The organism is Treponema sp. OMZ 857 (genome assembly GCF_024181085.1).
Taxonomy (GTDB): domain Bacteria; phylum Spirochaetota; class Spirochaetia; order Treponematales; family Treponemataceae; genus Treponema.
In genome coordinates, this window is record NZ_CP051147.1 from 103495 (window position 1) to 125865 (window position 22371).

Genomic DNA, 22371 nt, shown 5'->3' on the forward strand with positions numbered 1-22371 from the left:
ATGTGAAAAATGAACAAAAAGATTTTATCGATTATTGCCGCAGCACTTCTTGTATTTTCTTTTACAATAAGCTGTAAGAAGCAATCAGCAACCGAAACTGCTACTCCGGCGGAAGGCGCTAATGCTGCAGAAACAAAAACAGAGGAAGAAAAAGAGCTTCCTCCTCCGACGAAAAAAGAAGTCGGCTATGCGTTCGGCGTTATGATGGGTACATCGCTTAAGGACTTTAAACTGGATGTTGATTACGGTGAATTGGTAAAAGGTTTAAAGGATGTCGAAAAGAATAAAGAAGTAGATATTGCTGCTGCGCAGAAGGTATTGCAACGGGCAAGCGAAGCTTCTTATAAAAAAGAGGCTGCAGAAAATTTGGCGAAAGAAACCGAATTTTTGGAAAAAAATGGAAAAAAAGATGGTGTAAAGACAACCGAAAGCGGTTTACAATACGAGGTCGTAACTGAAGGAACCGGTGCTGCTCCGCTTATTACCGATACGGTAAAAGTACATTACAAAGGAACCTTGCTTGATGGTACGGTTTTTGACAGTTCCTATGACCGCGGGAACCCCGTTGAATTTCCGTTAAATGCAGTTATTCCCGGTTGGACGGAAGGCTTACAGCTGATGAAGGTCGGTTCAAAATATAAGCTTTATATCCCCTCTAAGAGTGCTTATGGAGAACGCGGTGTTTCGCAGGTTATCCCTCCGAATTCAACATTAGTTTTTGAAGTTGAATTATTGGAAATCCTCCCGCCGGAAGCAGGAAAACCGGCAGAGTAAGCATAAAAACTGACAGAAAAAGCCGTCTGATATCAACAGGTGTCTCTTGATATCAGACGGCTTTTTTTTTGTGAATTACTGCCGATAATCAATAACAGAAAGGCTCGGTATAACAAGTAAATAATGTGATAAAGCCGTGTCGATATTGGATAGTCAAATTATGAATATTGCAAATTTTTTTACCGCAACAAGAATGGTTGCTGCTCCTCTTTTTATTTGTATTTATTATCTTCCGCGTTATGTAGGAATATCTGAACAAACGGTAATGCTTATTCTTATACCGCTGTTTATTTATATGGAGTTTACTGATTTTTTAGACGGATATTATGCCCGTAAATTGAAACAAGTAAGCGATTTCGGTAAGTTGTTCGATCCTTTTGCAGATGTGTTTGCCAATCTGACTGTGTTGCTGGCGTTTATGTTGTCAGGTTATGTGCCGCTGCCTGTGTTTATCATTATTTTATATCGTGAGTTAAATATTTTATTTTTACGGATGCTTGCACGGGGCAACGGTATTACCATCGGTGCGAAAAAAGGAGGTAAGACTAAAACGGTATGCTATATTCTTGCCGAAGGTTTTACGCTGCTTATTGAACTGCTAATTGCATTTTCGCTTGCAGAAAAAACCGTTACCGATATGATGATTATTATTAACAAAGGTATTTACTGGATTGCTGCCTTATTGTCGGTCGGCTCCTTTATCGATTACCTTGTATCATATAGGAAGAGTATCCGTGGCAAGTCCAAAAATTGACCTCATTGTTACGCCGTACGTAGCGGTTCTGCATATCCAGCGCTTTTGCAAATAGGCGGGGCAGATACAAGGCGCGAGCAAAAATTAACCGCAGGCGTATCTTTGATACGTTGAGGATTAATTTTTGCGCAGTAACGCAGTAGATGCCCCGCCTATTTGCAAAAGTTCCCTTGATTTTTTTACAATGCCAGGTATAATTACTATAATAGGCCTAAGTGATTATTACAATGAAAGTAACGCGTATTTTTATTTTTGGTATTATATGTTTCGCTTCCGTATTTTTCGTTTTATGGTTATCCGATAGCGGCAAAAATGATGTTTTTGACCATGGTGTAGGAGGCGGAACTTCTCTCCCTGCTGAACTGCCGGAAGAGCAAGACTCACCTTCCACCCCTCAGTCGCTGTATTATCGGGCGTATTCGGTAAAACAAGGCGATATGGTCGGCACCATTGCTGCTGAATATGGGGTGAGTCAGGATGCAATTATCAGCCTTAATAAACTGAAAAACACGCGGGCATTACAAATTGATCAGATATTAAAGATTCCGTCGATAGACGGTATTTCTTACACGGTAAAAAAAGGCGATACGCCCGAATCTATTGCCGATAAATACAAAATCTCCTTGGAAAAACTCGCGACAGTCAATACTCTGACTGATAATACAATAGAAGCAGCCTCGGTTATCTTTTTGCCTGATGCAAAGCTTGATTGGGCTACCTTGCAGGAAATTAACGGCGACCTTTTCCGAAGGCCGTTGCATAGCAGTTACTATATCACTTCCCGTTACGGCTGGCGTGATAATCCGTTCCTAAACGGTCAGCGGAGCTTCCATAACGGTATGGATATGGCTGCTCCTAAGGGTACTGCCGTTTATGCGGCATTGAACGGACACGTTATTGCGACCGGATACAGCACCGTATATGGAAATTATGTAATGATTCGTCATCATTCGGGATATCAAACATTGTACGGACATCTTAATACGATTCTCACTTCCAAAGGGAGTTTTGTCTCTGTTTCTTCAAAGATTGGGACGGTTGGAAACACCGGAATGAGTACGGGCCCACACCTTCATTTTACCGTTTATCGAAACGGAGCGACGCTTAACCCTGCCGGCCTGTTAAATTAGCCTCACGCTATTGAAAGATTGCAACTTCAATAATTATTGACACATGACTAATACAAAATCCCATAAAATCGGTTTTTATATTCTCATAGCCGTTGCCGTAGCGGCCGGTTGGATCGCTGCTTCGGGTATTGCACTGTATATTCGAGGCACGCAATTACTGACTATACAGCCGGAGGGACAAGTACGGCAGGGCGTTGTTTTCGACTCTGTTCATACCCCTGCTCTATTACAGGCTGCATCTTGTACGCAAGGTATCCCGCAGCCGGCCGCAATAAGCGCCCGTTCCGCTGTTGTGATGGATGCGGCGAGCGGAGCTCTTTTGTTCGAAAAAAATCCCGATCAAAGTATTCCGCCGGCCTCATTAACAAAGCTCGTTGCGATGTATACGGTGATGCAGGCTGTTGAGCGGGGAGAAATCAGCTTGACCGACACTATCACGCCGCCTACAGAATCGTGGGCGGTAAATATTCCATCAGGCTCGTCCCTAATGTTTTTGGGAAAAAATCAACGAGTAACCGTTGAGGAGCTGATGAGGGGTATGGCGGTTGTTTCCGGTAATGACGCGGCGGTGGCACTTGCAATGCATACCGCAGGTTCTGTGGAGACCTTTGTTCGGCAGATGAATGAGGCTGTCGCGGCGCTCGGTTTACAAAATACGCACTTCGAGGATACAAACGGCTTGAGCGAATATAACCGCACAACGGCTCGCGATTTTGCCCGCTTTTGTGCGGTGTATGTGCGGAAATATCCCGACCACCTTGCACAGTTTCATTCGCTGCGGGAGCTCAGCTATCCGCAACCGCATAATATGCTGAAACCGCAAGCAATTATCCGTCAGCCGGCGACAAATACGCTGTTGGGTAAACTGGACGGCTGCGACGGCATTAAGACGGGATTTATTTATGAGTCCGGTTTTAATATTGCGCTTACCGCACAGCGGAATGGTGCCCGATTTATTGCGGTTATTTTAGGCGGCGCCGGTAAAAGTATGGAGGAAGGAAAAGCTCTCCGGGAAGAGAACGGTTCAATACTGATGGAATGGGCTTTTTCTCATTTTTCCACAAGATATGCACAGAACTTTCCGTTAGATATTCCGGCTATTCCCGTTGTTGGGGCAAAAGAGCCGGCTCGCCGAACGGCTTTGCTGCCGCTGCTGAACGATCCGAGCGGAAATAACGGAGCTTTTACCGTTCCGCTTTCCAATACTGAATTAAACGGTATGGTACAGAATACTGCTGAAATTTATCCACGTATACTTGTGCCGGCTGGCCTTGCTGCTCCCATTGCAGCAGGACAAAAAATCGGAAAGGTGCAATTCTTGACGGATGTTGACAAAAAAACGCTGGTGCTTGCTGAATTCCCCCTTATTGCAAACAAAACGCTTGAAAAGGGTAGCACCCTGCGCTGGAAATATGATAATCTTGCGTTAAAATTACATCGCTTTTTAAACCGTCGCTAAAATATGAATAGGACGCTTTTAATATTCTTTTTAGAGACTTTTAGGAATACATATTTTGAAATACTTTATTGAAACGTATGGATGTCAAATGAACTTTGCCGAGTCTGCGGCATTGGAACAGCTCTTGCGGGAACGCGGCTGGGAGGCTGCCGAAGATATACAGCACTGTAATTTGCTGATTGTGAATACCTGTTCGGTGCGGATAACCGCTGAAACCCGTGTATTCGGGCGCCTTGGTCTTTTTTCCGCGATGAAAAAGAAGCAGAATTTTACTATTGTCTTGATGGGCTGTATGGCACAGCGGTTACATGATCAGATAAAGGAAAAATTCCCGCTGCTTGATTATGTCGTCGGGATGTTTGAACGGGATCAATTTACGGCAATCTTCGATGCGGTTGAAAGGGAAACTCTTTGGGAAGGCACGGAGGAAGGTGTCGCTGAGCTTATGGCGCTTAACCCGCAGTCCAGTAATGAACAGCGCTATCATTTTTCCAAATGTTCGTATACCGAAGGCGCTTTTCAAAGCTTTGTACCGATTATGAACGGCTGTAATAATTTTTGTACGTACTGCATTGTGCCCTATATTCGCGGGAGGGAAATTTCTCGTCCGGTTGAAAGTATTTTGGATGAGATTCGATTTTTAAGCGGGAAAAATGTGCGGGAAATCACGCTGTTGGGGCAGAATGTCAATTCGTATCATGGAGTTGACCCTGCTACGGGAGCAGCCGTGAGTTTTCCGTCTTTGCTTCGTGCTGTTTCAGCCGCGTGTGCAGAGCAGGACGTTATTAAATGGGTACGCTTTATTTCAAACCATCCTAAGGATTTGTCTGATGAGCTGATTGAGGTAATGGCGGAGGATTCACGGGTATGTAAATCGCTCCATTTGCCGGTACAAAATGGCTCTAATGAAATTCTTGCGCGGATGAATCGGCGGTATACTGTTGAGCAATACCTCATCATTGTTGAAAAGCTCCGTAAGCGGATACCGAACATTGCACTGACAACCGATATTTTAATCGGTTTTCCGGGAGAAACACAGGCAGAGTTTGAAAAAACACTCGACTTGATGAGGGCGGTACAGTTTGATTCGGCTTTTATGTATCATTATAACCCGCGTGAAGGGACAAAAGCATACGATTTCCCCGACCGGATTCCCGATACCGAGCGGATTAACCGGCTGCAGCAGGTTATTGATTTGCAGCAGCGTATTACCGATTTTAAAATGCAGCAACGGGTTGGTTCAACCGTTATGATGTTGGTTGAATCGCAGTCAAGAAATAATCCGGATGAATTATTCGGACATACCGAACAGGGTGAGATGGCTGTGCTTGCGGAAAAATGCGACCCGAAACATATTGGACATTTTATGAAAGTTCAATTACAATCCATAAAAGGGAAAACGTTTAGGGCTGTCCCTGTCGTGTAAGGATTTCCAGGGGAGGATATAATGCCGGGAAAGTTATTGTATTTTATTATTGTAATGCTGATGCTTGCGCTGTTCATGGGCTTTAATCTATCGAATCGGTGTGATATTTCCGTAATTTTTCACGTATTCAAAGATGTGCCGATTTTTTTAAGTATGCTGTTTGCATTTTTGCTTGGGAATATTGCGGTTTTACCCTTTCTTATCAGCAGCCGTCATAAGATGAAGAAGGCTGAAAAGCAAGCGGCCGTATATCATGATGTTGCAAAAGTTGAGTTAAAGCCTGAAAAACGCCGTTGGTTCGGGAAAAAGAAGAATTCCGAAGAGAGCGGAGCGGCAAAGCAGGATGCGTAGCGGCTGTTCCGAATTCAGAAAAATATATTTTTCTTTTATTGTCGCCGGAGCAATGATGATTATAAATGCCGGTACCGGAGCCTTTGCAGAACCTTCAGAACCGGCTTTACAGTCCAGCGTCCAGACTTTGGCGCAAAAAGCTTTTGCACAAAAGACGGATGCGGCTGTTCGACAGTTCTTTGAAAAAAATTTAGCAACACTCCCGAATGCTCAGGCAAAAGTTCAAGCGCTGACGCTTTTGGCGGACTATGAAGAGCATAACGGGAATTATTCCAATGCCGCGGAGTGTTATCAGCGTGCCGCGGGGTTCGATACTACCGATAAAAAGACTGCGCTTTTATTGGATGCGGTTCGTGCGTTGCTCTGCGGCGGCAGCCTGGATTCTGCCCGCAGCCTGTTAAGTGAAATTGCTGCCGCGCTACCGGTGAGCGACGAAGATCCATATTACCGGAGAGCCGCCGTGTATGACACGTGGAGACTGCTCGCCGAAGACCGAGCTGATCGAGCAGTGCCGCTTATTACTGCCTATACCAAGAAAAAATCTTTTTCGGAATATCATCCTGCATTGCTGTTTACACTCTGGTGGGTTAACGGTGATGAGGATGCAAAGCAGCGGCTGCTGAAAGACTTCCCCTCCGGTATGGAAGCGGCGGCGGTGAATGGAACCGTTACCGTACAGCCGTCAACTTTTTGGTATTTAATGCCGAGAAGCGGACTTGCTCAACAAGCGATAGCCGGCGGTTCAGCTGCTAAAACAAGCACACCCTCTAAAACAAGCGCCTCATCGGAAGCGACAAAAGCTTCAGTGCAATCGAGCGCTGCATCAAAAACCGAGGCCGCTTCTGCACAATCCTTAAAAGCAGCAGCGGGTTCCGAAACGCAGGCTAAACCTTCCTATTATCAGCTTGGATTTTATAAGACAAAAAAATATGCGGAAGCGCTTGCCGCTGATTTGCAAAAAAAACATTTTACTCCCATTATAAAAGAAGAAACGCGTCCCAGCGGCACCGTCTATTTTGCGGTACTTGTTAAAGAGAACGCTGCCGGAGATATGGGGCTCCGGTTAAAGGATGCCGGATATGAAGCCTTCCCGATTTTCCCATAGAGTTTCTCTTGAGCTATTTAGTACAGTTGTTATCATTTCTTGGGTTCTCTTCAACCTTTTAGGATGCGCTTCTACTTCTGCCCGTAAAACTAACAGTTTATTACCTGTCGATATGGCAGGAATGATTGAAGCAGTATTTTCTGCTGATGCACAGATGCAGGTTGAGCAGACTTTTCCGATTCCGATGAAGGACTACGATGATTCTATTTTGCCGAATAATTATCTTGCATTTACCGCATATAAGGGGCAGGCTTACATTTATTTTTGGGCGCATGGACTTGCTTCTTTCGATTTATACATCAATAATAGAAAAGTTCCGGCAAAATCCATTTGTACGGATAAACCGATGTGCTTTGATGTATCACCGTATATTCAAAACGGTAGAAATATGCTCTATATTGCGGCGCTTACTCCTGCCGAAAACAGTACAGTTCAAGGGCAGCATTCATTGCAGGTAAAGATCCCCTACCCTGTTATTTTGCCGCTTTCAAATTCACAAAAAGGTTTAAAGAAACAGCAGAAAAATGTGTCGTATTCGGAAGAAACACTCGAAATAGTCGATCAGCTGCTTACTGCAGAAACGGAGGTGGGATTCCCCGGAGCACAACTCGTTATTATTAAAGACGGCATGATGATTAAAAACAGCGCTTATGGCGCCATCAGCAAGGTTGACAGCGCAGGCAATCTGCTGGATGAGGTTACTCCGGTAACGGAAAAGACTTTATTTGACCTTGCAAGCAATACAAAGATGTATGCGGTTAATTTTGTCGTTCAAAAGTTGATTTCAGAACAGCAGCTTGCATTAACCGATACCGTTCATCACTTTTTTCCGCAATTTACTGATGCTAAGAAAAGCAAAATTAAAGGAAAGACGGATATTACGGTGTTTGATCTTCTAACCCATCAGTCGGGATTTCCTGCCGGAAGACCCTATTCGCTGAAAATAGAGAAACTTAAAAATGCTTCAGAAAAAAACAATCGTGAACATACCTTTGACTTGATTATGGAGACTCCGCTTGTGTACTCGCCGCGGACGGCAATGATCTATTCCGATATCAATTATATGCTGCTCACCTATATTATCGAAAAGATAACAGGGATGGGGCTGGCGGAATATGTTGTCAACAATTTTTATCATCCACTTGGGTTAGATAGGATTTGCTTTACACCGCTCCGTCAAGGTTTCACACTTGACGAGATTGCTGCAACGGAAATCCGTGCAAAACCGCGCTCACAAGCGGCTATTGATGGTGTGCAAACAACGGAACTCATTCATGGAACCGTACATGACTCTGAAGCATATACTGCGATGGAAGAGATTAGCGGTCATGCAGGATTATTTGCAAATGCGGAAAGTATTGCGGTATTGGCACAAGTTATGCTGAATAACGGCGGATATGGCGTCAAGCGGTTTTTCGATCCGGCCGTTGCAGGGTATTTTACGGCGCAGCAATCCCTTGTTTCAAGTATCGGGCTTGGGTGGCGGCGGCAGGGCGTGCAGGAATACAGCTGGGCGTTTTCTCCTTTTGCCTCTGCCGGAACCTTCGGACATACCGGCTGGACGGGAACACTGACGGTTATCGACCCTGCCGAACATCTTATTATTATTTTATTAACCAATGCAAAAAATACCGTTCCGGCGCATAACACCCGTAACAGCCGATTCGAGGGCGATTATTATTTGGCAAAACGATATGGAGCGATCACGGCACTTATTTACGAGGCTTTTCGTCAGCCGACGCAAGCGCAGCTGGAGAGTATGCTCATCGAACTTGCCGAAAAGAAATATGAAATGCTGCAACAAATTTCAGCCTTTAACAACCAAGGCTATATCAATGATCTTGCGGCAATTATGAAAATCGTAAAGCAACGCGCTCGAAAGTCTGCCGGCTTGCGAGCATTTCTAAAGACTGAAACCACAGCACAGATTCTGAAAGTTGTTGACGGTCGGATATAGAAATGGGAGCGCGTTTACACGTACGCCCCCTGATATTTCTTTTCAAATTCAATTGTCGTATTTGAGCCGTGCCCCGGATACACCTGCGTGCTTCCCGGTAATTCATTAAAAAGGCGCTTGAGCGACTGGCATATCTGCATCTCATTGCCGCCAAGTAAATCGGTTCTGCCGCGAGAGCCGTAGAAAAGGGTATCCCCGCTAAAAAGGATGCCGGCTTCCTTGTTCCACAGACAAACAGACCCTTGTGTATGGCCTGGTGTATGCAGTACGGTAAAACCGTTGACAATATCGCCGTCTTTATAGAAATTCGTCGGTTCGGGGAGCGGATTTTTTTCCAACGGTTCAATCAATTTTTGGACATGAAGCGGACCGAAACTTTTTAGATGAGTCGCCGTAGCTGCTTCACCGAGGTATGCAGCATCTTTTTCGTGAATCCATAAGCGGTAATCAGGATACTTCCGTACGAGAGCAGGCAAGCCGCCGACATGATCAAAATGTCCGTGTGTCAGCATAATTTCAAGATGCGTAGGATGAAGTTTATCTAAATACTGGGATAATTCGGGGCTCAATCCGCCGGGATCGATGACGGCAACGCTTTTTTCGCTCAACGGGAATACCCATGTATTGACCATAAGGTAGCCGGTTTCAAACTTTTCTATTGAATATTCCATGATAAAGTCCTTTTACAAGCTTTGAGGATGTTTGAGAATAATATAGGCGATTTTATGGATTAAAACAATATTGAGTCCTTTTGAAATATACGGCACATCTGCGACGTTTTTGCTTTGCAAAGACTCGCCGCCAGCAAATGTGCACGGATGTACATTTGCTGGCAAGGTATCAGTACCGCCACGGATGGTGAGTGTTTTTTGTACACTCCTAGCATCTACCTACATCTTTTCAAAAGAAAGATAAATAAAAGTATCAACTATATCTTTTTTGGGCACTAAAATAGAGTAACTAATGTTTAGAGGAGAAATGTGATATGAAAAGAATTATTTTTTGTGATATTCCAATGAAAAAAGACCTTGATGCAATGGTCTATGCCGGAACGGGAAATATCAATTCAGGCTATTCAAAGCCTGTTGTTTTTCCAATCAATGCAATTATTGCTGAAACTCTTAAAAAAAATGATGATATTAAGGTTGTCTTACTTCGAACCATTGATAAAGCAGGAAACAGTGGTAAGAATTGCGGACTGTTTATGCAAGAGTTGGATACAATAAACGAAGATATTGGTGCAAAGATATCATACGAAACATTGGATTTAGAATTCAAAGAAACAAAAGATAATCACGAGATCAGATTAAAAGCGATGCTGGATAAGGTCGAAGAAAACAGTCAAATATTTGCTGACATTACTTTTGGTCCAAAACCGTTGCCGATGATTCTTATGTGTGTACTTTCATTTGCCGAAAAATTTCTTAATTGTGATGTTAAAAGTGTCGTATATGGAAAAGTAAGTTTTGGCCAAGACAATAAAGCTTGTTCACCGGAACTATTTGATGTAACATCGTTATATTATTTGAATAATCTTACAAATTCTATGGTTGCCAGTGATGGAAAAGAAGCTAGAAAAAATTTAGATGAATTCTTTTCTTTATAGGATGTTTTATGACGAATAATGAAAGAAAAATAAGGAAAGAGGCAGAGATTCTGAACCTTCTTACTTATTTAAGTAATGTTGAGGATAAAAAATCGTGTGAGTATGAAAAACTACTGCAAAAAATATATACACCAATATGGGATTGGATCCTTCTTTGTTTTAATGAAACAGATGTCCGCAATGCCGGTGTTGAAATCTTTCACTGTATAAAAAGAACTCTTTTAAAATACGATGATGGCTTAGGTTCATCTTATATGGGATATTTATATTCCAGTTTAGAAAATGAAATACGCCATAAAAAAGAAAAAGGGGAAGTTAAAAAATTTCGAATGTGTACAAGAGATGATTATAATCGTGCAATTCGACTTATAAAAACGGCAAAGGAGATCGGTAAAAATCCTTTTAATGAAAAGGTTCAAATATGGCTGTCGAAACAATGCGAACTGGATTTGGATAAAGTAAAGGATTTAATTCTTAAATATTATCAATCTCAGATAGTTGCAGAACAAATAACGAACAATGCAGGCGAAGAAGATTCTTTATTCAATACAGATGCAGTTCAAAATAATTATCTTACACCTGAGGAAAGGGTTTTTAAAACAGAATATGCGCTTGATGATTTGAAAAAGATCGAGAGGGCATTTGATGAATGTCAAGAAAGACAGAAAATTTATTTATCTTCATTTATTACCCTCAAGGTACTTCAGGCTTTGGAACGTACTTTTCTGATAGGTCAAATAGTAGACTTGCTGCAAAAAAGGAATTTTATAGACCTTGAATTACTTAATATTTTTACCTTACAAGCGGAAATGCCGACACAAAGTCAATTAGCCGTAAAATTCGGCAAGGATGAAGGATATATCAGTAATAGAATTTCAGATTTTTTTGAAAAAGTTCAACAAAAAAGTATCAACTAAGTAAATTACAATTACTAATTATAGTAATAAATTATACAAGGGAATACCCTATAAGGAGAAAACGATATGGCATTCGATCCGTCAAAGTACACAGTAGCAAAAGCAAAACCTCTTCCGGTGGTTTTATTATTGGATACCAGTTCCAGTATGAGCATCGGTGGAGAACAAACAAAAATTGCAGAACTTGAAAAAGCCGTTCAGGAGATGATTAAAGATTTTGCCCATGAAGAACAACTGGAAACGGAAATCCTTGTTTCTGTTATTACTTTCGGGAATAATGGTGTACAATTGGCGCTTCCGTACACAAATGCCTCAAAAGTTGAATTAATAAAACTTGAAGCCGGAGGCAACACTCCTATGGGAACTGCTTTACAAATGGCGAAAGACATGATTGAAGATAAAGAAACGACCCCCGGCCGTGCATATAGGCCTCTTGTTATTCTGTGTTCGGATGGAGCGCCGACTGATGATTGGAAGATGCCTATGGAAAACTTTATCAAAAACGGACGTTCTTCAAAATGTGATCGTATGGCAATGGCTATTGGTTCTGATGCAAACGAAGATATTCTGAAAAATTTTATTGTCGGTACTGAAAATCCGCTTTTTTATGCTAAGGATGCATCAGCTATGCATAAATTCTTTAAGTTTGTAACAATGAGTGTGACAAGCAGAAGCCATTCTCAGAATCCAAATCAAGTTTTCAAACTGGAAGCGCCTAAGGAAATCTTAAAATCCGTAAGTGTTGAACCTTCCGGCGGTAGTTATTGGTAATAATAGATTTTAAGGGCGGTAAACTTTATGAAAGAATGTTTACTTTCGTGGTACGGCATAACAGATTTTAAAGCATCTCTTGGGATCGAAAAAAGCGGACCGCTCTTAGGAGCAATTTTATCAACTCATTACACTGAGATTCAACTGTTAGGTTATACGAATAACGCGGCTGAATCTTACTCAGATGAAGTTTTTGATAGTGAGCTTGCATCTTTAAATAGAAATGATACGGCAGAAGCAAATAATTTTGTTTATAAATGGGCAAATACACAACCGGCACATCATCATTTTATAAAGTGGTTGCAAAATAAAGTAGCAGAAAATACTAAAAGTATTACTATTGGATTCACACCGGTGAAATTGAGAAAATTAAATGATACCGAGGGAATATATGCAGCAGCAGTCCGATTGTTGGAAGCAATTGCAGAGAATAGCAATAAGGAAGATATATACGTGACTTTGTTTTTAAGTCCCGGAACTCCGGTTATGGCTTTCTGTTGGGCAATGGCGGCTTTGAAATTTCCGCAGTTTCGGAAACGACTTATAGCATCATCGGATCCGAGAAAAGGGCCGGAAAATATCGGTTTACCGCAAGAATGGATGGAATGGTATGGAAAACAAATGCCGTTAGAACATCGGAATGGTAAATATTTTGACATGATATTTCATCTTTATGGTGATCAAAGAATACCGACATACTTAGGTCTAAAACAATTTAACTGCAAAAGTCATGTTTTTATTACATCCGCAGGATACCATGCCGTTGATATTATGAAACAATTTGTTAAGGAAGATATTGAATTATTAGAATTAAATGTAGACGCATACAATCCTAAGGATGTTCAAGATAAATTACTTAAATTTATTGAAGAAAAGGATGGGATTCAAAATCAAAAAATAGGATTCAATCTAACGGGTGGAACAAAATTAATGTATGCAGGAGCATTGAATGTTTGCAGACAACTCGGCGGGATCCCCTTTTATTTTAACACGAGAGATAAAAAGGTTATTTTTCTTAATGATTTCAGTTCTAAACCTATAGTTAAGATAGAAAAAGTGAAATCCTTTATAAAATTGAACAGTAACGGTTTATCAATCGGTGATTCACAAAGAAAAATTCCTCAGCAAGCAGATATGATTTCTTTAACAAACTATTTATGGAAAAGAAAAGAGATTATAAATGATATTGCAGGCGAAATCAAAAAACGATATTTTGAGTTACGAAAACCTTTTATAAAAGAAGAAATTACCGTTTTTACCGATAATGATCGCAATTCTTATATTAAAATTAAAGACAGGCAATATGTGTTTGAAGATGCTTCACAGTTCAAGGTTTATCTAACCGGAGGATGGTTTGAAGAATATGTTTATAATAACTTAGAGAACTTGGTTAAAACAAAAAAAATAACCGATTTGCATCATAGTTTAAAAATCTCTTATGAAACAAATAATGCAACTACATTAGAGAAATTTTTAGGATTAACTAAGTCGGAAAACAATCAGTTATACCAAGAGCTTGATGTTGTTTTTACCGACGGCAATAGACTGTATGTCATAGAATGTAAATCGGGTAGAGCCGAAGTAGAGCATATTATGAAACTGGAAAATATTGTGAGATATTATGGCGGTTTGGAAGGAAAGGGAATTTTACTGTATATAAATAAAGTCGATAACCCTATTGTAGTGAAAAAAGCAGCGGAATCAAAAAATGTCAGAGTTTTTGACGGTGATAATATCATATCGAAAATAGAGGAGTTCGTAGGTTTATATGACTAAAGTCTTAGTTGTTATTGATAATTCGGGCAGTATGTTTTGTTTGTCGAAATCCGATATTTTGGAATCTATCTGTAGAAGTATTTATCTTCATGAGGATATTGAGGCAGATTATTATAGATGGGATACGTCTATAACCAGAATTGATTATCAAAATGAAGAATTAATAAAAGATGTTAAGGGAACAGCAAATTTGGGAGCGCTGGTTGATTTTATTGAACAGCAGGTAGTTGGAAATATTATTCTCCTGACGGATGGGTATATTGATGGTGATAAGACGGATTTAAACAGAATCTTAAAAGAAAATAAAGAAATAAAAGTGAGATTGGTGGGAGTTGGTGCTGATTGGAATTCAGTAGTAAGTTCACAGTTATTTCCGCCAAGTTTTATTGCCGAGAATAAAACTTGGTATATCTTTAATATGCTTGAATTGGATGCTGCCTTAGATTCGTTCTTAGAAGTATAACAAAAAGGCAATGCTAATATGAAAAATAAATATTGGAAAGGAGCTGCTGTCGAAAATATAGGACCAGCTCATATTCGACAAAATATTTCTATGCAGGATGCAAACCGACTCTGTTTTTTTAAGAGCGGTTTTATTGCTGTAGTTTCTGATGGTCTGGGAAGTAAAACTCATTCTGATTTCGGTTCAAATGTGGCATGTAAAATATTTATAAAATATTCAAAAAAATGGATTAGAAAAACAAAAAAATCACCCGATAGATTTATAAATAATTTTCATAAATATTGGGTACATGTAATTGAAAAATCAGGGTATAAAATTAAGGATTGTTCGGCAACATTATTGGGGGTCGTATGCAATGGGAAAGAAATGTTTTTATTCCGTTTAGGCGATGGGATGATCGTGTGCCTTTCAGATAATCAAAATATTTTAGTTTCGGATAAAAAAAACGGATCATTTTCTAATATTACGAAATGTTTAGGTAATGTTAATAGCCGTGAAGACTGGCAATATTTAAAGATAAATATAAAATTTATTAAGAGCGTTTTTTTATGTACTGATGGAATTTCCGATGATTTAGAAAACAGCTGTGAGATAGATTTTGTACAGGATATGTCAGATCGATATAGAGATTATTCATGCAAACAAATAAAACTGGATATGAAACAGTGGATTTCAAACTGGCCTGTACCCCGACATACGGATGATAAGACTGCTATATTTATAACTAAGAGAGGTAATGTTTAATTTATGGATGTAAAAATAACAGAAATAAAAGTTGTTGATGTAGAAAACCGTGTATATATTTTAGGTGAAAAGATTGGGCAAGGAGGGCAAGGCGCCGTTTTTCATGTTAAAGATGATGCCGATATTGCAATAAAGCTTTCTACCGATAAAGAAGGAAACCCCTTACAGGATGATACTGCAATAAAAAATATTTCCTACAAGCTTAATATTATTCGAAAACTTCCTCTGCCGCAAAATATTAATCTTTCCAAACCTCTTAGTATTTTAAAAAGTCATGCCGGATATGTCATGACTTTTATGAATGAAATGAAAAGTTTTGAAAGCTTTCTGAAGTTGCATCAAAAAATTGAAGATAATGATATCCCTAGATGGTTAAAAAATGAAGCTGGGGATCCGATTCAAGATGCTGAAGTTTGGATAAACTTTTGTAAAACAGGAAGTATAAGAACAAGGTTGCTTGCTCTGTACAAAGTTTCAGAGTTACTGGCAAATCTTCATGCAAGGGGGCTTGTATACGGTGATATTTCCGGCGGTAATCTTATGTATAAAGAATTAGCCGCAGGAATAATAGCCGGACTAATTGATACTGATAATATTAATTTTGCCGGAAAGAGTAAAACTTATTTCACTCCCGGGTTTGGGGCTCCGGAAATAACAAACGGTAAAAGCCCTGCCACTGTTTATTCCGATTCCTATGCTTTTGCGGTTGCCGCTTTTTATATTTTAACAATGCTGCATCCATTTAAAGGTAAAAAAGTTCTGGGATCGGATGATAATGATGATGATGACTGGGCGAATAGTGTTACGGTACAACAAAAAGCTGATCCCGGAAATTTTAATGATACCGGTATGTATCCATGGATATTTAATCAAAATGACGACTCAAATTCTTATGGAGATTTAGAACAAGTCAATTCATTATTCCTTACTCCGTTATTGTTTGCATTATTTGATAATACGTTTTCAACAGGACATAATAACCCTAAGTTACGGACTCCATTAATCAGATGGCCGAAAGCTTTTGCTCAAGCAGCAGATTTAACTATTAGATGCTTATCATGCGGAATGACTTATTATTATGATTATACGGAAGATGATAAATATTGTTGTCCGTACTGTTCAACGGAACGATGTCCTTTCGTTCTAGTAAAAACTTATATAATTAATAACGATGAGCCTGTTTATTCTTTTGTTCATGAGATAGACAAGGAAGAGTTTTATATACCTTCAAGATGCTTTGAATCATTTAAAATAAATGAGAGTGATAATTCCGTAGTTGGAATTTCTTTGAAAAATGGTTTTATTGCACTACGATTGATTGAATCTGAGTATGCTATTTATATTGAAAAGAACAATCTTAGAGAAAGATTTACCGGTGTTTATAAATTTAAAATTTCGGATATCCAAAACTTTTCAATCACTTTATTAACACAGTATCGCAAAGTAATTATTTCCGGAGGAGAATTACAATGAAATTAAGCGAACTAAGATACGGAGAGCACTTTTCCTGTAGAATCGAGCCATATTCAAATCCTGCTGATAATCTTATTGATAAACAAAATCCGCTTGGAATAATACTTCAAAAGAATACTCATTTGTCTGATGCTTATATCTTACAAATAGGGGCGGCCGCTAAAATGGTTAGGATGATAAAGTGTTCCGATATTTCTTCATTAGAAAATAGGATTCTTGCAGGTCAAACAAATCTTTATGAAGTAACAAATATTCTTTCTAATAATCAATTGGATATCGAGGTTGTATTTTTTAGAGAATATAAAACATTTCCGCAACCATTTATTATTAATGTAACGGAAGATTTTATTACGGCCTGTGGAACTTCTCATTTTTGTTCTAAAGGTAAAGATGGCGACCAGTTATGCGGTATTTTTAAATCTCAATTTATGTTAGGTTCATCGTCAAATTCCTATTTTCTTTATATAGGAAAAACTCCCGGAGATGATGATCCTGCGGCTTCTTGTACATTAGTCAATAAAGATTGGCAATTAGTCATAAAATCAAGGGAAATAAGGGATGAAATTTCGTTATATTCATCTGATATCAAAAGACATATACCCAGAAACAATGATAATTCCGTGTGTTTGGCAAAAGGTGAATTGCGATTTGCGTATTTAAGTACAGAAACGATTTCAAAATTGAATGAACTGGAAATGAAAAAGAATTTAGATGACGGCAGCAGTTATATCGGGGAATGGGATAAATATAACACGGAAATAGGAAAAAGACTTCTTGAAGCTGCTCGCAAAGTAGGGTATATCGTGTTATCCGGAAAGCCTGAAAAACTTAGTAATCATGAAATACTTTTTAACTACTCATATAATGGTGAAAATAAACTTGGCGACTTTAATAATTTAACTATAGAAACGGATACTGTAGATATCGTTCAAGAATTACCGGATTACTTACTAAATCCGAATATGACTTACGAAGAATGGATTGGTGAAATTGATAAAAATCTTGAGCAGGAAGCTTTGTTTCAAAATAAAAAAAAGAAAAAACAAGAACAAGAAGAAAAGCACTGGAGCAATCTTAATATTATTGACTATACACAAGATACGATTACTATAGAATCAAAGCATAAAGGATTACCTAAAAGAGGAAAAAATGGAGAATTATTTATGATTCTTTCCATTACCGGCGAAAAAATACAGGTTGAAAGAAGACGGCGTGCACGACAGAATATCCTTAAAGGATGCAGCCAGATAAGTAATCTGGGGCTTATCCTTGATGGAAAATCAAATCTTAGCTCAAATATTCCAAGTGTATCCGGTACTAAAAGAAAGTTATCCGATAAGGAACAAAAAAAAGTATATGAAAAGATCTTTGAATTTGAACCGACGGAAAATCAAAAGAAAGCTATAAACATTGCTCTAACAACTCCGGATATTGCAGTTATTCAAGGTCCTCCGGGAACAGGAAAATCTACCGTTATTTGTGGAATTATTGAATCTTTAAATCAAGATTTTCAGAAAGACAATAATCTGGCAGGAAAAATATTGGTAACAAGTCTTCAACATGATGCGGTAGATAATGTTACCAATAGACTTTTAACGAATGGATTGCCGACGGTAAAATCCGGCCGCTCAAGTTCTGAAGATGAGCTGAGTATTTCTACAACGCAAGCTGAAATTAAATCTTGGTGCCAAACGGTAGTCAAAAATATTGAGAAAAATATTCCTGCCGTAATAGAATCGGCTGAATTTCAAAATCTGCGTTCTTTATTTTTAGATTATCATAAAGCTCCGTCAACTGCGATGGAGATTGCACTTTTAAATGGTATTAAAAACTTAAGCTCACGATTTACAACTCCTGAAATTATAGAAAAAATAGATTCAATTTTAGTAAGTTTAGATCAAGACCCTTCCTCGGATGATATGGATATGATCAATTGCCTTTATGCCTTACGAACCGATGAGGTCTCTTTTCAAGATGATGGTACAAAACGAGCTATGGAATTGGCTGCTCGTTTACGAGAGGCGCAGATTCCTATTCCTTCATGTTTAAGTAAAGCTTGTAGTTACGAATTGAAATCTGACTTGTCGTTTTTAAGCGATTTGGAAAATTTACAAAATGAGCTGCTTGAACAATATCTTCCGCATGAAGAGTTCAGACGCAATAAAGAAAATGCCGTTATTGCTGAGATTGTTAATGAAGTATCTCAAAGAATCCAAAAATATCCTTTTGACCCGAGCGAAAAAAAGAATATGGCGCTTGCCGACTTTATTTATGAGTTAAAAAATAATCCCGATGGGATACTGAATACGCTATTAAGTTATAATCCTGTTTTGGCAGCCACCGTACAACAAAGCGAAGGACAAGAAATTAATGAGGCACGCCGAAAACTTGGCCTTGATACCGATAAGCAGAAATTACCGTATGAATATGTGATAGTAGATGAAGCTGCTCGTGTTGCTCCTCCGGATTTATTAATTCCTATGGCGAAAGGAAAACATATTATTTTGGTAGGGGATCATCGTCAGTTGCCTCAACAAGTTGACCAAGATATTGAGAAAAAAATGGAAATATCGGCAGCAAGCAGAGAAGAAATTGCTTTCTTGAATGAAAGTACTTTTGAAAGATTATTCGCTCAATTAGACGCTTCAAAAAAAATAACGCTTGATAAACAATATCGTATGCATCCTCTTTTAGGAACTTTTATCAGTAAGGAGTTTTATGAAGTTCATAATCCTGATGAAAGATTTGAATCTCCGCTAAAAGCAGAAATATTCAGCCATAATTTGCCTATAATCACTAATAAAGCAGCAATTTGGTGCAATGTTGAAAATGAACGAAATGGGGGTGGTGCGGAAAATAGAGATGCTTCAAAAAGCAGGTATAGAAGAGGAGAGGCGATTGTTGCAGCAAAGCTTTTGAAGAAATGGTTAGATTTTGATACGGAGAAAAAATTGACATTCGGTGTAATAAGTTTTTATTCGGCGCAATGTCGTGAAATAAAAAAGCAATTATCTTCTCTTGGTATTTGTACTCAAAAATTGCAAATAAACGAAGATTATCAATATACCTTATCTGATGAAAAGAAGAACATTAAAGAAAGGCTTCGAATCGGTACTGTTGATGCATTTCAGGGCATGGAATTTGATGTAGTTATTTTATGTACGGTACGTACGGCAACAGAAGACAGAATAAGAAATGCATATTCTGAAATGCAAAAGGATGCCGAAGAAGGTTTGCGGAAACAACAGGGGCTTTTCGGTTTTTTAATGTCAAAGAATCGGCTTTGTGTAAGTATGAGCCGTCAGAAGAAAGTACTTGTTGTAATCGGTGATAAAAATTTGTTTACAAGCAATATCGCAGAAAGCACAGTTCCTGAACTTAATCATTACATCACCATGTGCGAAAATAATATCGATTTCGGACTTGTATTTGATGCTAAATCAATTGATTAAAGGAGAATAATAATGACGGACGCACAAAAATCGGAATTGGTAATTCTCCGAAAAAAAAATAGAGGTATTATTTCAAACAAACCATGCTTTGAAGGTTTTGCACCTATCAAAAACAGTCAGACAAATTTGTTCTGGCCTTGCATTATGTATCAAGTGGAAATACAAGTAGATAAAAGCGAACTTGATATTTTTGAAAGAACAATATTAAAGTTTGCAGATTGTAATATCACAAAGGCAAAGGATGTTGCAGATTTAATGAATATGGAAGTTGAAACGATAGCGTTTATTCAGAATAGGCTCGTTATAAAAGGTTATTTAAAAGACAGGCTTTGTTCGATTACCGATAAAGGCCATGCATACTTAGATGAATATATAAACGGTAATCATACCGAGGCACAAGTTATTTGTTTGTTTAAAGATATAAACTCCGGAGAATTTATAGATTTAGTGGAAGTTTATCCTGCAAAAAATACATTGAATATTTATCCTGAGAAAAACGGCAATATAGAAGGTGTTTTTAATTTACCGGGAAATGAACGGAAAAAAGGTTTTATAGTTCTCTCTACTAACTATGAAAAAGCCATTGCATCCGAACCGGAAGCGTATCTCCTCTTAAGAGCTATCAGAAAATATAACAAGGCTGTTGAAAAAGAATTAAAAATATCTCTTAGTAAAATTTCCAATTCCGTTAAAGTAAAAAGTAAAGAGCTTGTATTTGTTCATACAGTCGGTTTTGCTACTGCTAATGGAGAAATCCATTCTACCGATGCTGCCGGAATTGGAATTTCCGATATTTTTACGGATTTTATCCGAAATGCAAACGATAACGAGCATCCGTGGATTCGATCGATTTTTGAAAAGGGGAATGCTAAAATAAACAATGAAGAAAAAGAGGCTGATAATAAGTACGAGAAACCTCGTTTTAGCTATCCGGCAGTATCCAATCCGATTTTCAATGCAGTAAAGGCTTTTAATGAAATAAAATCGGTTAAGGTAGAAAACCATATTGCGCGAGAAGATATGAAGCGATCGGGAGAAATCATTTATTATAATATATTCACAGCCTTGGAATATGCTTTGAAGATGTATTATGCTGATTTTAAGTCTAGGGAAAAAGAAGATGTTACAATACAATTGGCAGATCAGGAAGCGCGACAAATGAACAAAACTAAAATAAAAGAAGTTGGGATAGCGGAAGATAATATTTTCTTGTTCTATATTCTTGCACAAAATCTTTCCATAAATCTGCCGCACAACTATCTAACATTATTAAAGGTATATCCCGGTAAAATCAAATCAATGAGGGATGATAATCAACCTGAACTTATACCGTTATTGTGTTTATGTCTGGCAAATGCTATTGATGATCCCGAAGTTCCGTTGAGTTTTTTGGCAAAAAATTATCCGGACTTTATGATTGATTTTTTTAAATTAAAAGAATTACGTGATAAAACCTCAATGGCGCATGGTCCGGGATTAACATTCTCAGATGTCTCTGCAAGTAAGTGTAAAGAGATAATCGAGAAGATTCTTTTTTACGTAGAATATTTGAATGAAAAACTAAAAGCCGATAATAAGTTACTTACTGATTATTTTAAAGATGATATTCATAACAGTAAGTATCAATACTCCTCTTATATTCAGAAGATATATGAAAAGAAATTAGAGTTATACAAAGATTATGGCTATGTAACTATTAATAAACTTCCTGCAAATCTTATTAAACAAATGATCAATTCTCTGATTACGTTTGGAGACCGCAAATATGTTGCAGGAAGTGCCTGTTCGGTATTACAACAGTTCTTTGAATATTCAATTACGGCTATGTTAAAATATATGATGCCACCTTCTAAAGAACAAAGAAACTGCAATTTTGTAGCGGAAAAATGTAGAAATGTATATTTTGAACTCAAAAATAACAAATTGCCTGATTCTATAGGTACGGTAAGTTATAAAAAGATAGGTAAGGCTGTATGTGGGGGAGGATGCGATAGTTTAGGAGCCGGTATTGTAAGTTTTTTGATACTTGTACCGGAGGAGCAACTAATGGATATTTCTCAACAATATCCTCGGTTTATTCTTGATTTAGATTTTTTGTTAAAATCACGCGGGCATAGTGATGTTCGAGAATATTCTGAACGGGAAGTATCAATTTATAAAAAAATTGTTACTAATATAATAAAGATACTGATAAAATACATTGACTAAAGGAG

At 38.4% G+C, this 22371-nt stretch carries 18 protein-coding genes; 17 read left to right on the forward strand and 1 reads right to left on the reverse strand.

The window, feature by feature from the left end; translation table 11 throughout:
- The first annotated feature begins 9 nt into the window (after positions 1-9).
- The 8 genes from E4N66_RS00445 to pbp4b all read left to right on the forward strand — a co-directional run bounded on the left by E4N66_RS00445 (position 10) and on the right by pbp4b (position 8956).
- Entirely contained in the window at positions 10-774 is a 765-nt protein-coding gene (locus tag E4N66_RS00445; protein WP_253728497.1) for a BamJ family beta-barrel-assembly machinery protein, read from the forward strand.
- Between the two features lie 160 nt (positions 775-934).
- On the forward strand, positions 935-1528 hold the full coding sequence (gene pgsA / locus E4N66_RS00450; protein WP_253728498.1) for a CDP-diacylglycerol--glycerol-3-phosphate 3-phosphatidyltransferase: 594 nt from the start codon (positions 935-937) through the stop codon (positions 1526-1528).
- 227 nt (positions 1529-1755) lie between these two features.
- Positions 1756-2658, forward strand: coding sequence for a peptidoglycan DD-metalloendopeptidase family protein (locus E4N66_RS00455; protein WP_044014504.1), 903 nt, complete (start codon positions 1756-1758; stop codon positions 2656-2658).
- Between the two features lie 43 nt (positions 2659-2701).
- Positions 2702-4117: a D-alanyl-D-alanine carboxypeptidase family protein gene (locus tag E4N66_RS00460; RefSeq protein WP_253728499.1), complete on the forward strand. Its 1416-nt coding sequence runs from the start codon at positions 2702-2704 to the stop codon at positions 4115-4117.
- Positions 4118-4172: 55 nt separating this feature from the next.
- Positions 4173-5543 carry a tRNA (N6-isopentenyl adenosine(37)-C2)-methylthiotransferase MiaB gene (miaB, locus tag E4N66_RS00465; RefSeq protein WP_253728500.1) on the forward strand — a complete coding sequence of 457 codons (1371 nt, stop codon included), beginning with the start codon at positions 4173-4175 and terminating at the stop codon, positions 5541-5543.
- A gap of 21 nt (positions 5544-5564) precedes the next feature.
- Entirely contained in the window at positions 5565-5894 is a 330-nt protein-coding gene (locus tag E4N66_RS00470; RefSeq protein ID WP_253728502.1) for a hypothetical protein, read from the forward strand.
- Positions 5895-5946: 52 nt separating this feature from the next.
- Positions 5947-6999, forward strand: a complete 1053-nt coding sequence (locus E4N66_RS00475) for an SPOR domain-containing protein (protein WP_253728503.1) — start codon at positions 5947-5949, stop codon at positions 6997-6999.
- Complete coding sequence (gene pbp4b / locus E4N66_RS00480; protein WP_253728505.1) at positions 6974-8956, forward strand: penicillin binding protein PBP4B; 1983 nt, start codon at positions 6974-6976, stop codon at positions 8954-8956. The genes E4N66_RS00475 and pbp4b overlap by 26 nt, the downstream gene beginning before the upstream one ends.
- A gap of 14 nt (positions 8957-8970) precedes the next feature.
- Here pbp4b and E4N66_RS00485 read toward each other — a convergent pair whose 3' ends face one another.
- Positions 8971-9627, reverse strand: a complete 657-nt coding sequence (locus E4N66_RS00485) for an MBL fold metallo-hydrolase (protein WP_253728506.1) — start codon at positions 9625-9627, stop codon at positions 8971-8973.
- Between the two features lie 314 nt (positions 9628-9941).
- On the opposite strand from E4N66_RS00485, the gene E4N66_RS00490 reads away from it, so the two are divergent.
- The 9 genes from E4N66_RS00490 to E4N66_RS00530 all read left to right on the forward strand — a co-directional run bounded on the left by E4N66_RS00490 (position 9942) and on the right by E4N66_RS00530 (position 22366).
- Complete coding sequence (locus E4N66_RS00490; protein ID WP_253728508.1) at positions 9942-10562, forward strand: TM1812 family CRISPR-associated protein; 621 nt, start codon at positions 9942-9944, stop codon at positions 10560-10562.
- A gap of 8 nt (positions 10563-10570) precedes the next feature.
- Positions 10571-11479, forward strand: a complete 909-nt coding sequence (locus E4N66_RS00495) for a hypothetical protein (protein ID WP_253728510.1) — start codon at positions 10571-10573, stop codon at positions 11477-11479.
- A 66-nt stretch (positions 11480-11545) separates the two neighbouring features.
- The gene (locus E4N66_RS00500; protein ID WP_253728512.1) at positions 11546-12250 is read left to right on the forward strand and encodes a vWA domain-containing protein; all 705 of its coding nucleotides are present in this window, start codon (positions 11546-11548) and stop codon (positions 12248-12250) included.
- A gap of 27 nt (positions 12251-12277) precedes the next feature.
- On the forward strand, positions 12278-14026 hold the full coding sequence (locus E4N66_RS00505) for a Card1-like endonuclease domain-containing protein (protein WP_253728513.1): 1749 nt from the start codon (positions 12278-12280) through the stop codon (positions 14024-14026).
- Entirely contained in the window at positions 14019-14489 is a 471-nt protein-coding gene (locus E4N66_RS00510) for a hypothetical protein (protein WP_253728515.1), read from the forward strand. The genes E4N66_RS00505 and E4N66_RS00510 overlap by 8 nt, the downstream gene beginning before the upstream one ends.
- Positions 14490-14507: 18 nt before the next feature.
- A complete protein-coding gene (locus E4N66_RS00515) occupies positions 14508-15233 on the forward strand; it encodes a PP2C family serine/threonine-protein phosphatase (protein WP_253728516.1) in 726 nt (241 codons plus the stop codon).
- 3 nt (positions 15234-15236) lie between these two features.
- Positions 15237-16706, forward strand: a complete 1470-nt coding sequence (locus tag E4N66_RS00520) for a protein kinase domain-containing protein (RefSeq protein WP_253728517.1) — start codon at positions 15237-15239, stop codon at positions 16704-16706.
- Positions 16703-20158 carry a DEAD/DEAH box helicase gene (locus tag E4N66_RS00525; protein WP_253728519.1) on the forward strand — a complete coding sequence of 1152 codons (3456 nt, stop codon included), beginning with the start codon at positions 16703-16705 and terminating at the stop codon, positions 20156-20158. Before E4N66_RS00520 ends, E4N66_RS00525 begins: the two co-directional genes overlap by 4 nt.
- Before the next feature lie 12 nt (positions 20159-20170).
- Complete coding sequence (locus E4N66_RS00530) at positions 20171-22366, forward strand: hypothetical protein (protein ID WP_253728520.1); 2196 nt, start codon at positions 20171-20173, stop codon at positions 22364-22366.
- Positions 22367-22371 lie beyond the last annotated feature (5 nt).